9 protein-coding genes, 2 rRNA genes and 1 riboswitch are annotated in these 12,755 nt (G+C 69.5%); of the genes, 5 read left to right on the plus strand and 6 right to left on the minus strand.

Going from position 1 to position 12,755, the window contains the following annotated elements:
- Positions 1-114 precede the first annotated feature (114 nt).
- Positions 115-1,020 (minus strand): hypothetical protein, encoded by a 906-nt coding sequence (locus AS25_RS14700; protein ID WP_156960956.1) that lies wholly within the window; start codon positions 1,018-1,020, stop codon positions 115-117.
- 206 nt (positions 1,021-1,226) lie between these two features.
- Between AS25_RS14700 and AS25_RS10785 the strand changes: the two genes are divergently transcribed.
- Positions 1,227-1,547, plus strand: a complete 321-nt coding sequence (locus AS25_RS10785) for a hypothetical protein (RefSeq protein ID WP_156960957.1) — start codon at positions 1,227-1,229, stop codon at positions 1,545-1,547.
- Between the two features lie 20 nt (positions 1,548-1,567).
- Here AS25_RS10785 and AS25_RS10790 read toward each other — a convergent pair whose 3' ends face one another.
- Positions 1,568-3,409 carry a thiamine pyrophosphate-requiring protein gene (locus tag AS25_RS10790; protein WP_035964996.1) on the minus strand — a complete coding sequence of 614 codons (1,842 nt, stop codon included), beginning with the start codon at positions 3,407-3,409 and terminating at the stop codon, positions 1,568-1,570.
- A gap of 171 nt (positions 3,410-3,580) precedes the next feature.
- A riboswitch (SAM riboswitch) is annotated at positions 3,581-3,697 on the plus strand.
- Between the two features lie 80 nt (positions 3,698-3,777).
- Between AS25_RS10790 and AS25_RS10795 the strand changes: the two genes are divergently transcribed.
- The 4 genes from AS25_RS10795 (at position 3,778) to AS25_RS10810 (ending at position 10,033) form a co-directional block, all read left to right on the plus strand.
- Positions 3,778-4,731, plus strand: coding sequence for a methylenetetrahydrofolate reductase (locus tag AS25_RS10795; protein WP_239321620.1), 954 nt, complete (start codon positions 3,778-3,780; stop codon positions 4,729-4,731).
- A 196-nt stretch (positions 4,732-4,927) separates the two neighbouring features.
- Positions 4,928-7,417, plus strand: coding sequence for a 5-methyltetrahydropteroyltriglutamate--homocysteine S-methyltransferase (gene metE / locus AS25_RS10800; RefSeq protein ID WP_084118155.1), 2,490 nt, complete (start codon positions 4,928-4,930; stop codon positions 7,415-7,417).
- 74 nt (positions 7,418-7,491) lie between these two features.
- On the plus strand, positions 7,492-8,799 hold the full coding sequence (locus tag AS25_RS10805) for an aminotransferase class I/II-fold pyridoxal phosphate-dependent enzyme (RefSeq protein ID WP_035964998.1): 1,308 nt from the start codon (positions 7,492-7,494) through the stop codon (positions 8,797-8,799).
- A gap of 31 nt (positions 8,800-8,830) precedes the next feature.
- Complete coding sequence (locus AS25_RS10810; protein ID WP_052160918.1) at positions 8,831-10,033, plus strand: cystathionine gamma-synthase; 1,203 nt, start codon at positions 8,831-8,833, stop codon at positions 10,031-10,033.
- Positions 10,034-10,051: 18 nt separating this feature from the next.
- Here the strand turns inward: AS25_RS10810 and AS25_RS10815 are convergent, their stop codons facing one another.
- The 4 genes from AS25_RS10815 to AS25_RS10830 all read right to left on the minus strand — a co-directional run.
- Positions 10,052-10,951: a VOC family protein gene (locus tag AS25_RS10815; RefSeq protein ID WP_035964999.1), complete on the minus strand. Its 900-nt coding sequence runs from the start codon at positions 10,949-10,951 to the stop codon at positions 10,052-10,054.
- A 70-nt stretch (positions 10,952-11,021) separates the two neighbouring features.
- Complete coding sequence (locus AS25_RS10820) at positions 11,022-12,230, minus strand: NAD(P)/FAD-dependent oxidoreductase (protein WP_052160919.1); 1,209 nt, start codon at positions 12,228-12,230, stop codon at positions 11,022-11,024.
- 92 nt (positions 12,231-12,322) lie between these two features.
- Positions 12,323-12,439 (minus strand): 5S ribosomal RNA (gene rrf, locus AS25_RS10825).
- 225 nt (positions 12,440-12,664) lie between these two features.
- Positions 12,665-12,755 (minus strand): 23S ribosomal RNA (locus AS25_RS10830); the annotation flags it as partial.

The raw sequence follows: 12,755 nt of genomic DNA on the forward strand, positions 1-12,755 counted from the left end.
ATCGCTGATGACACGCCGGGGGGCGCCCAACCGGTCGGTTGACCGGTTAGGCGCCCCTCGGCCTATTAACACGCGGGTGCGCCGGCGAGCCGCCGGATGCACGGCGGCCCGAAATCAGGGCTCCTGCGTGGACGACGTCGCTCCCGGCATGTCCCGGGGTTCGTGGCGACCGGGGTTGGCGGTCGCGCTGCGCAAGGGGGACGGCGTCGTCGTCGGAGCGGATGCCTGCGAGGACGCGGACCCGCCCGCGGCCGGCGTCATGGTGAACGACTGCAGGACCGGGAGGATCCCCTGCCGGAACCGCTCCCCGGACAGGAACTCCCGGGTCTCCGCGTCCATGTCCACGGTGTCGTTGGGGCCGCCCTCGTGCGTGCCCTCGAACGAGACCATGGTGCCGTCACCCCGCGGGACGAACCCGAAGATACCCCCGGACCCCGCCGCGGGCGTGATGCCGTAGACGACCGCCATGTTCACGCCCGGGGCCTGACCCGGGAACGGACCGGCCGCGATCCGCAACGGGTTGCCATGCGCGTCGCGCGCCCCGGGGAGGGTGCCGAGCGTGGTCTCGTGCGTGGGGATCGCGGGGCTCGCGATGCCGCCGTCGGGCCGCAGCGACAGCATCAGGACCTTCGCGCCGCGGGCGTCCCGGACGTCCCACGTGCGGTACTCGGGGGTGGAGGTCGCGGAGGGAGCCACGGTCCAGTTCGCCGGGTACCGGAAACTCGCGGTCCCGTCCTGGGTCGTGAACGTCTGGGTGAGCGCCCCGGCCGTGACGGCTCCTTCGCTCGCGGCGGGCGTAGCCGTGTCGGAGGGCGACGGCCCCGCGCTGCCCTGCTCGGAGGCTTCCGCGGTCGACGGCGCGACGGCCGCGGTCTGCGCCGCAGCCGTCGTCGGTGCGGCGGCGCTCGCGGAGGTGGTCTGACCGGGAGCGGGAGCGCTGCTCTGCTGAGCTCCGCAACCGGTGAGGACGAGGGCCAGAGCGGTCGCGGCGATCGGGGGAATTGCACGCAAGTTCGTCATGTGAGTAGTGTTCTGTGTTTGCCTTGGCAAATCAAGATCATGCGAACGCACACTTTCTCGCGCAAACATTGCTAGAGTGACCTTCGCCTTATCGGGCCTGACGTGATCGGTTGTTACCATGGCGTCACGTCGTGGTCCGACACGCAGTCCCCGAGGAATCACGGCCCGTCAGGGTTCCTCATCCGTTGTCCGTAATCGAGGGTTTCATGGCACCATTCCTGCAGCGCTGCCGCCTGGAGAAGATTCTGTACCTGGCCACCGGCGCTCTGCTGGTCCTGGGGGTCCTGGCCTACGTGGCCTCGTTCCTGCGCACCGATTGGGCCGTGAACAACCCCGTCATGCCGTTCTGCATCATCTCCGTGGCCGGAGCCGTGCTCATCCTGGCCGTGGCCGCGTCCGCCGTACGCATCTTCCAGGAGGACCACCCGGAAGTCAGTGAGCTCCTGGACCCGCTGGGGTTGTTGGGCGATCCCCCCGCCGAATACGCGTACGTCCACCCGACCCCTCCGGTCAACCCCGGCGTCTGAGGTCGGGCGGACTCCGCGCATCACTTCTTCTGGTCGTCCCCCTCGTCCTTCCCGAGGTGCAGGGCACCCTTCACCCGCTCCACACCCTCGGAGAGCACCGCCTCCGCGGAGTTCAGGATCGCCCCCTTCTGCTCGGGGTCACCCTTGAGGAACGCCTGGGCGGTGCTCTTGGCGATCTCGAACGAAACCTTGGGCGGCAGCGGGGGCACGTTCTTGCTCGTGTAGGCGTCGATCAGCGTGACGCCGCGGTGCGCGAAGGCGCGGTCCATGGCCTCGGCCACGTCGTCGTCGCTCGTGACCGCGATCCCCTGGAACCCGAGCAATCGCGCCCACCCGGCGTAGTCCACGGACTCCACGTCCTGCGAGTCCGGCCACATGGGGTTGCCGTCCTCCGTGCGCATCTCCCACGACACCTGCGTGAGGTCGTCGTTGTGCAGCACCACCACGATCAGCTGCGGGTTGTCCCACCGGGCCATGTACTTCTTGACCGTGATCAGCTCGTTCATGCCGAGCATCTGGAACGCGCCGTCACCGATCGTGCACACCACGCTCCGCTCCGGGTGGGCGAACTTGGCCGCGGTGGCGTACGGCATGGCTGCGAGCATGCTCGCGAGCCGCCCGGAGAGGTCCCCGATCATCCCCTCCCGCAACCGGATGTGGTGCCCGTACCAGTCCGCGGTGGTCCCGGCGTCGCACGTGACGACGGCGCGCGGTGGCAGGCGCTTGTCCAGCTCACGGAACACGCGGCGCGGGTTGACGCCGTCGTCGTAGGTCAACTCCGACTGGGCGGCCATCTCCTCCTCCCACTCCTTCATGCCCTCCACCACGGACTCCTGCCAGGACAGGTCGGTCTTGGCCTCGAGGAGCGGGAGCAGCGCCGTGAGGGTCGCCTTCACGTCACCCCACAGGTTCACCTCCGTGGGGTAGCGCAGCCCCATCTGCTCGGGTTTGAGGTCCACCTGGATCGCGCGCGCCTGACCGCTCTCCGGTAGGAACTGGCCGTAGGGGTAGTTGGTGCCGAACAGCACCAGGGTGTCGCACCCGCTCATCTGGTCCGAGCTCGGTCGGGAACCGAGCAGTCCCAGTTGCTGGGAGTGGTGGGGGACGTCGGAGGAGACGACCTGCTTGGCGCGCAACGTGGTGATGATCCCGGCCCCGGCCAACTCGGCGGCCTTCACGACCTCCTCCCCCGCGCCGTTCGCACCGTGGCCCACGAGGAACGTCACCTTGGAACCCTCGTTGATGATCCGCGCCGCCCTCATGAGCTCTTCGTGCGGCGGGAGCACGGCGGTCGACGGCGCCACGGCACTCGAGCGCGAGACCCAGTTCTCGGGTCCCAGCTCGGGCATCTTCATGCCCTGCACGTCGTGGGGCAGGATGACCACGGCAGGGCCCAGGTGCACCCGTGCGGTGCGGAACGCGGTGTCGATCACGGCCTGCGCCTGCTTGGGCGAGACGACGGTCTGGACGTACACCGCGACGTCGTCGAGCACCCGTTCCAGGTTGCTCTCCTGCTGCGTGAACGTCCCGAACGAGGGCAGTCCTTGCTGTCCGATGATCGCCACGACCGGCTGGTTGTCCATCTTGGCGTCGTAGAGCCCGTTGAGCATGTGGAACGCACCCGGGGAGGACGTCGCGACACATACGCCCACTTCCCCGCTGAACTTGGCGTACGCGGTGGCCATGAGGGAGCAGATCTCCTCGTGGGTCGGGCGGATGTATTCCAGACCCTCACCCTCGCGCGCGGCACGGCCCAGGGCGCCGTCGAACTCGCCGATGCCGTCCCCGGGGAAACCGAAGACCCGTTGGACCCCCCAGTCCTTGAGGCGCTGGATCACGAAATCGCTGACGGTCGTCGCCATGTCTGCTGTCCTTTCCGAGGCGGTTCGTGCGCCGCGGCACGGGCCGGGGCACGTTCCTCAGTCCACACCCATTCCGCCCGCTTGGGAAGACGAGCGCGGCGGGAGGCCGGCGGTTCCGTCATCGTTCGTGGGCCTCGTCACGAGGCTGTGCTACGCTCACTCGTAACAAAGGATCATGAGTCCCGGTGCGAAGCTCTGGCTAACCGGGCGGCAACCCTCCAGCTGTAGTGGGGTGCCCCAGATGAGGATCCGGCCGCCGCGCAACCGCGTGGTCGGCAAGTACGGCGCTCGGAGCTCATCCTCCGGCGTCCTAACGCCGGAGGATTTTTTATATGCCCGCACCCCTCGCAGCGTCAGAACCCGCGCCCGTGACTGGCCCGCCCACGGGGACGTCCTGGCTGGTCCGGCGCCCGCGCCGCTCCACGCTCGTCTCGTTCGAAGTGTTCCCGCCGCGGCCCACCGCGGACCCGGACACTGTGTGGCGCAACATCGACGCCATGGCCCAGGCCGGGCCGGATTTCTTCTCCGTCACCCACGGTCACGCCGGCCATCACGGTGTCTCCCGCGAGGCGCTGCGCCACCTGCGCCGCACGACCAAGACCCCGGTCATGGCGCACTTCACGTGCGGTGGCACGGACCGCGCGGGTCTCGAGCGCGCCGTGGACCAGTTGCTGGACGACGGCGTTCGCGACCTCCTCGCGCTGCGCGGCGACCCGCCCCTGGGTACCGGGGAATGGCGGACCCCCGCGGGTGGCCTGGGCCGGGCCTCCCAACTGGTGGAGCTGATCCGGGACGTCGAACGACGTCGCTTCGGCACCGGGTTCCGCCCGGGTCAGCGACCGCTGTCCGTGTCGGTGGCGTGCTACCCGTCCCCCGCGCGAGGCCGCGACTTCGAGGCGGATCTCGCGTCCCTGTGGGACAAGCAGGAGGCCGGCGCGGACTACGCGATCACGCAGGTGCTCTACGAACCCGAGGACTACGCCACGTTCCTGGAACGCGCGCGCTCGGAGGGCATCCACATCCCCGTGGTCGCCGGGCTCATGCCGCTGAGCAACCCGCAACGGTTGCAGCGCATGACCGAGATCACCGGGGTCCGGGTCCCGGAACGCCTCACCCGGTTCCTGCGCGCCGACACTCCCGAGGAACTGCGCCACCGAGGGGTCGCGGCCACCCTGTCCCTGATCGACGACCTCATGGATCTGGGCTGCGCCGGTTTCCACCTGTACACGTTCAACCGCCCCGAGGCGGCGCTGACCATCCTGGAGCACCTGCGGGTCCGGGATGCCGCACGCGAATACCGAGGCCGCAGCCCCGCGGCCTGACCGCCGCACCAGCCCCGACCGACCCGTGAACCGATCGTGTTGGCTTCGACCGCCACATCCGGGCAGGCCGAAAACCGTTCGTAGCGGCACCACCCACGCTGCCGTTCCCCTTACCCCGCCGCGCCGGAGCACACCCGTTGCCGCGGTTCATCACACCCCTAACCGCCATACCCCACACCAGCTCCGAGGAGTTCCCATGAGCACCCAGCCCGTCCCGTTCCCCGCCGCCACGATCCTGGGCTACCCCCGCATCGGCCCCGACCGCGAGCTCAAGCGCGCACTCGAGTCCTATTGGAAGGACCCGCAACAGCACCCCGCCACCACCGTGCTGGACACCCTCGCCCGGTTGCGTGAGCGCACCGCCACGCGATTGTCCGAACTCGGCCTCACCGCGGATCACGCTGTGCCGTCCGAGGGGTTCGCGGTGGACCACGTCCTGGACACGTCCCTGGCGCTGGGCGCGGTTCCCGCGCGGTTCATCGCGGACGGCTACGAGCCCGCCGCCCCGGACACGCCCCGCGGGATCGAGATGATCACGGCGTTGTCCCGCGGCACCGATCGGTTGGAGCCGCTCGAGATGACCAAGTGGTTCGACACCAACTACCACTACTACGTACCCGAGATCGGCCCGGACACCCCGTTGCGTGCGAACCCCGAGAGCCTCGTGTCCCGCTACCGGAGCACCCTCGGGACCACCGGGATCACCACCCGTCCGGTCCTCGTGGGTCCCGTGAGCCTGCTCTTGCTCTCACGCCCCGAGACCACCGATGCCGTCGCAAGTCGCCCCCTGCAGCGCCTCGACGACGTCGTGGCCGAATACGCCGCGATCCTGCGAGCCCTGGCCGAGGCCGGCGTCAAATGGGTGCAACTCGACGAGCCGGCCCTCGCCGCGGACGGGTGGAGCGTGGAACGCACCGAACTCGTGGCCGCCCTCGAGAGCGCCTACACCCAACTTTCGAACGAGCAACAGCGCCCCGCGATCCTCGTGACCGTGGGCTACGGCGATGCCGGCGAGGACGCCCAGCTCGCCCTGGCCCACACGAACGTCGACGCCCTGGCCATCGACCTCGACCGCGGGGACGTCCCCGGCAAGAAGGCACTCGAGGCATGGGGCGAACGCCCCGTCGTGGGCGGCGTCGTGGGCGGACGCACCGTGTGGCGCACCGACCTCGCGCGCGCCGTCGAGACCCTGGACCGGCTGCGCGCCGCGGCCCGCGGGCCGGTGGCCGTGGGCACCGCGACGCCGCTGCTGCACGTCCCGCACGACGTCGCCCGCGAGACCGCACTGGATCCGGACGTCACCAGCTGGGTCGCGTTCGCGGACCAGAAGGTGACCGAGGTGGTCGGGCTCGCGCGCGGCGTCGAGCACGGCTGGGATGCCATCCGGGACACCCTGGACGAGGACGCCACGATCCGCGCGGCCCGCGCCGAGCACCCGGCAACTCACAAGGCCGAGATCCGCGAGCGCACCGCCGCGGTGCAGGACGCGGACCGCCAGCGCGCGGACGCCGAACAGCGCCGCGCTGCCCAACGCGAACGTCTGCGCTTGCCCGTGCTGCCCACCACGACCATCGGATCCTTCCCGCAGACGCCGCAGATCCGCAAGACCCGGGCGGACCACCGCGCGGGGCGGATCACGGAGGCCGAGTACACGGACGCGATCCGCGCGGAGATCGCCCACACGGTGCGCGTCCAGGAGGAACTGGGGCTCGACGTCCTGGTGCACGGCGAACCCGAGCGCAACGACATGGTGCAGTACTTCGCGGAGGGCCTGGACGGTTTCGTGACCACGCAGCACGGCTGGGTGCAGTCCTACGGATCGCGCTGCACGCGCCCGTCGATCCTGTTCGGGGACGTCTCGCGCCCCGCGCCGATCACGGTGGACTGGACCTCGTACGCGGCGTCCCTGACCGAGCGCCCCGTCAAGGGCATGTTGACCGGGCCGGTCACGATCCTCGCGTGGTCCTTCGTGCGCGACGACGCTCCGGCCGCCGAGGTCGCCGACCAGGTCGCACTCGCCCTGCGGGACGAGATCGCGGATCTCGAGCGCGCGGGAACGCCCGTGATCCAGGTGGACGAGCCCGCGCTGCGCGAGCTGCTGCCGCTGCGGGCGGCCGAGCGCCCGGCGTACCTCGAGTGGTCCGTGGGGGCGTTCCGCCTGGCCACGGGCGGGGCGGCCACGGACACCCAGATCCACACCCACCTGTGCTATTCGGAGTTCGAGACCGTCCTGGACGCGATCGACGCCCTGGACGCGGACGTCACCACGCTCGAGGCGTCCCGCTCCGGTTCGGGCATCGTGACCGGGCTCGCGGCATCCGACTTCCCTCGGGACGTGGGTCCCGGCGTGTGGGACATCCACTCGCCCCGGGTCCCCACGTTCGAGGAGCTCGCGGGGCGCATCCGCCACGCGGCGCACGAGATCGGCGCCGAGCGCGTGTGGGTTAACCCCGACTGCGGGTTGAAGACCCGCGGCTGGCCCGAGACCGAGGCCGCACTGGACCGGCTGGTCGCCGCGACGGTCACCGTGCGCGCGGAACTCTCCGCCGACGACGCCGCTCGGACGGCCGGCGCGCCCGCAGGTGCACTGGCGAACGTGGACCCGAACGACGCGACGACCGTGTCCGGGAGCGTCACTGTCGTCGCTTCCTCGACCCCTGCCGCGGATACTCCGGCGCAGCGCTGATTCACCCGTAGGAAACGTCCACCCGGTGGCCGCCGCCGCGCGGCCACCGGGTGGACCGAGGAAGGAAGAAGACCATGACCGCAGCCACCCCCGCTCCGCTGGGCACACCCATCGTCCGGCCCATCCACCACAGTGCCGCGTACGCGTTCGAGACCCTGGCCGACGCCCGCGAGGTCTTCGCCCAGCGCGCGAGCGGTTTCACCTACGCCCGCACGGGTAATCCGAACGTCGCGGCGCTCGAGGCCGAGGTCGCGCGGCTGGAGGGAGGGGAATGCGCGGTCGCGACGTCGTCGGGACAAGCCGCGGTGAGCCTCGCTTTGCTCACGCTGACCGGGCCCGCGAAGGACGCGCACGTCGTCGTCTCCTCGCGGATCTACGGCGGGACCGTGGACCTGCTCACGGACACCCTCGCGGACACGGGCCTGGAGGTCACCTTTGCGGATCCCCGCGAACCGCAGCAGTGGCAGGACGCGCTGCGGCCCGGGACGCGCGTGTTCTTCCTCGAATCCGTGGCCAACCCGCTCACGGAACTGCCCGAACTCGAGGCGATCGCGGAGATCGCGCACCGCAACGGTGTGGTCGTGATCGTGGACAACACCGTGGCCACGCCGCACCTCTACACTCCCGGGCGCCACGGTGCGGACCTCGTGGTGCACTCGGCCACCAAGTACCTCTCGGGGCACGGCGGGCCCCTGGGCGGTGTGCTCGTGGACACCGGGTCCTTCGACCCCACCGAGGACCCCGAACGGTGGCCGTGGCTGACCCGCAAGCACCACCGCTGGGGGGTCCGTTCCCCCGTGGAGGTCTTCGGTGCCCGGCGTGCGCTGCTGGGTGTGGCCCGGTGCAAGTACCTCAACGACCTGGGCCCGTGCATGGGCGCGACCACGGCCCACGAGATCCTGCAGGGCATCACGACCCTGGGTGTGCGCGTGGAACGCCAGTCCGCCACGGCGGAGCGACTCGCCCTCACCCTGGCCGAGCATCCCGCGGTGGAGCGTGTCCACCACCCCCGCTTCGGGGATCCGCGACAGCAACAGCTGCGGGAGACCGGAGGCTACCGCGGGGTGGGCGGCGTGTTCTCGATCGACCTCAAGGGAACCCCGGAACAGGTCGAGCGTGCCGTGAACTCGCTGCGTCTGATCAAACTCGCGGCCAACATCGGTGACGTCCGCACCCTCGTGGCGCACCCCGCGAGCATGACCCATTGTCGCCTCACCCCCGAGCAGTTCCGCGCGAGCGGGATCACCGAGCGGACCCTGCGCGTGAGCGTGGGGCTCGAGGACGAAGCCGATCTCACGGCCGATCTCTTCCAGGCCCTGTCGGTCATCGCCCCCGCGCGCGCACCGCAGCCCCGCTCGGCGTCGACCACCGCGGCCCACTGAGCTGCCCGCACCCCCCGAAGGAGACCACCCCATGATCCGCACCGACACCCGCCTGCCCGGACTCGCCACGCGCGCCATCCACGACGGCCAACAGCCCGACCCGACCACCGGCGCCGTGGTCCCGCCCATTTACCAGACCTCCACGTTCGTCCAGGACGGCGTGAACCAGTTCCGCACCGGGGGCCACGAATACAGCCGCGGTTCCAATCCCACACGCAACGGTTTCGAGGAACAGCTCGCCTCCCTCGAGCAGGGCACCCGGGCCTTCGCGTTCGCCTCCGGGATGGCCGCGGAGGACGCCTTGTTGCGCGCGGTCCTTGCCCCGGGGGATCACATCGTGCTCGCCTCGGACGTCTACGGCGGCACGTTCCGCCTCGTGGACCAGGTGCTGTCCAAGTGGGGTATCGAGCACGGCTTCGTGCCGTCCGCCTCCGCGTCCGACGCCGCGGAGACCGTCCTCCCCGGACGCACCAAGGTCCTGTGGCTCGAGACGCCGTCCAACCCGTTGTTGCGCGTCGCGGACATCGCCGCGTGGGCGCAGGTCGCCGACGACGCCGGCGCCCTCCTCGTCGTGGACAACACCTTCGCGTCCCCCGCCCTGCAGAACCCGCTCGTGCTCGGCGCCCACGTGGTCGTGCATTCCACGACCAAGTACATCGGCGGGCACTCGGACGTGCTCGGCGGTGCCGTGGTCGTGGGTGACACCGAGTGGCGGGGTCAGCCGCTGTCCGAGCTCATCGGGTTCCAGCAGTTCGCCGGGGGTGCGGTGGCCGGCCCGTTCGACTCGTTCCTCGCGGCCCGGGGGTTGAAGACCCTCCCGCTGCGCATGGAACGGCACTGCTCGAATGCGCTGGAGGTGGCCCGCTTCCTGCGCTCACGCTCCGACGTCCTGGAGGTCAACTACCCCGGTCTCGAGGAACACCCGCAGCACGAGCTGGCTGCACAAACCCTCACCGGCGGATTTGGCGGCATCATCTCATTCCGGCCCGCCGGGGGCATCAAGGCCGCCCACGCGTTCGTGCGCGAAACCGAGCTCTACAACCTCTCGGTGAGCCTGGGGGGTGTAGAGTCCCTCGCGTGCGTGCCCCATAGCATGACCCACGGTTCCCGGGTGGGCACCCCGTACGAGGTTCCCGAGGATCTGGTGCGCCTGTCCGTGGGGATCGAGGACATCGAGGATCACCTGGCGGACCTGGACCGGGCGCTCGGCGCAGCCACCGTGAACCGGTCCTGACGCGGAAGGACCCGGGGGTCAGTCCCCGCGCAGTCCGGCGATGCTCAGCTTCTTCATCTCCAGCAGGCGCTGATGTGCGCCGGGGTGCTGCATCAGCTCCCCCATCCCCTGCGGGATGATCTGCCAGCTCACGCCGAACTGGTCCATGCACCACCCGCAGGCCTCGGCCTCCGGGTGGTGGGACAGCGCGGCCCACAAGCGGTCGATCTCCTCCTGGTCGCGGCATTGCACGGCCAGCGAGACCCCGGGATCGAACGTGAATGGCTGCTCGACACCCGAGTCCATGGCCGCGAACCACTCACCGGCGATCGAGAAATCGGAGAACATGACGGCCCCGGCGGGAGCGGGCCCCGTGGGTTCCGGGTACGGGACCACGGTGCCCGGGGCGGCGTCGTCGAACGTGGCCGCGTAGAAATCGAGCGCCTCCCGAGCGCGGTTCTGCACCGGGCCGCAGAACATCAGGGCGGGGACCACGAAGGGCCGGGGAGCGCCGTCGGGATTGCTGAGGATCAACTGCCAGCTCACGCCGAAGCGGTCCTGCACCCAACCGTAGAACGGGCTGAACGGGTACTCGCCCAGCGGCATGAGCGCGGTGCCGCCCTCCCCCAGCCGGTCCCACGTGGCCTGGAGCGAGGCGCGGGCGTCCGGATCGCGGGAGGGATCGAAGTCCAGGAAGAAGGAGAGCGCCGGGTTGGGGTGGTACTCCTCCCCCGCGTTGATGAGGACCACGTGGTAGTCCCCGATCCGCAGATCCGCGGTGAGCAGCTCGCCTGCGAACTTCTGCTGGAAGTCGGGCAGCCCCTCCGACGGATACTTGGACGAGCCGGCGAGCGTGCAGTCCGGCAGGGCGTCCCGGTAGAACGCGACCGCTTCCTCCGCGGTGCCCTGGCACCACACGTGCGGGATGATCTTCTGCATGGAATTCCACCTCGGGTCGGTGATCGGTGCGGTTCGGGCGACGTCGCTCCGGGCGGGGAAGCGCGAAGCGTCACTTACCCCGCAGGATGCGGTGCCAGTAGATCCAGGGAAGGCCCCAGCGGTCGAAGAGGAACGTGGACCTGCGTTCCTTCCGCGGGTCGAACACCTTGCTGCTGGGCTTGGGGGTGCCGTCCGCGGTGAACTCCGCCAGCACCAACGTGCGGCGGGAGAGGGTGAACGGGCTCACGGTGTACCCGGAGTACCGGGCAGTGGCGGGCCGCCCGCGCAGCGCGGACAAGACGTTCTGAGCGACGACCGGCGTCTGCTTCCGCAGCGCACCACCGGAACTGGAGCCCGGGGTGGCCGCGATGTCCCCGAGTGCCCAGACGTTCTCGTACTGGCGATGACGCAGCGTCCCGGGATCCACGTCCACGAACCCGCGCGCTCCCTCGGCGGAGAGGCCGCAGTCCACCACCCAGTCCGGGGCGATATGCGGTGGCGTGAGGTGCAGGAAGTCGTACGAGATCTCCTCCGTGGCACCGTCGGATTCGATCGTGATCGCGCTCGTCCCCGAGTCCACCGACCGGACACGGGTGCGCGTGCGTAGCTCGATCCCGTAATCGTCGATCGCCCGTTGTAGTTCATCGTCCACCACGGGGACGCCGAAGATCGTGTCTTCCGGGACGGTGAGGACCACCCGCATGTCGTCCAGGACACCGCGGCTGCGCCACAGATCGCACGCCATGTAGAGAATCTTCTGGGCGGCCCCCGCACACGGGCACGTGGTGTCGGGCATCGTGAACACAGCAGTCCCCGAGGTGGCGGCGTCCACGAGTCGCCACGTCTTCGGGGCGAGATCGAACAGATAGTTAGTGGACGCGTTCTCGGACAGGACGGCCTCAGCCGATCCCGGGATGAAGTCCCAGTCGGGACGCGAGCCGGCGGCGAGCACGAGCTGGTCGTAGCCGATCGTCGCGCCGCTGCCCAGGGTCACCGTGGAGAGTTCGGGATGGACCCGTGTCACGACGTCGCGCACCCAGGTAGATCCCTCCGGCATGACTTTGCTTTGCTCCCGCCGTGCATCGCCCAGGGTCGCCAGGCCGGCTCCCACGTAGGACAACAGCGGGCGGTAGAAATGCTCCGAGCGGGGCTCAACGATCACGACGTCGCTCTCGCCCTTGCGATTCAGGCGCGAGGCCAGGGCAATCCCGCCATTGCCACCACCCACCACGACGACGCGCGCTCGGTTCGGAGGCTTCACAGCTGCTTCAACGGCCATAGCTCCAGACACTACAGCGTTCCGGCGTGTTAAATGGTGGGAGGCCGCACCCCTCACGGGGGTGCGGCCTCAACCACTCTTTTCTTGTGTGATTCCGGCGGTGTCTTACTCTCCCACACCCTTCCGAGTGCAGTACCATCAGCGCTGTGGGTCTTAGCTACCGGGTTCGGGATGGGACCGGGCGTTTCCCCCACGCTATAACCACCGGAAACCCTGCCACCAACCCCCACGGTTGCTTGTACTAGCACCGTGTGTGTAGGGGTGGTGAAACCTATAGGGGTCCGTGTTTCGTGGACCAAGCTCTATTCTGTTATCACGATCAACCAACCACTGCCCTGGCCCACCCCGTTTACCGGTGTACCCGGTGGGGGTGGGGGGTTGTTGGTGGTCAACCACATGGTGGACGCGAACACCACACTCTGATGAAAATTGTGTGTGTAGAAGTTTTCGGTGTATTAGTACCAGTCAGCTCCACGTCTTGCAACGCTTCCACATCTGGCCTATCAACCCAGTCGTCTACTGGGC

Source organism: Kocuria marina (assembly GCF_000786655.1).
GTDB lineage: Bacteria > Actinomycetota > Actinomycetes > Actinomycetales > Micrococcaceae > Kocuria > Kocuria marina_A.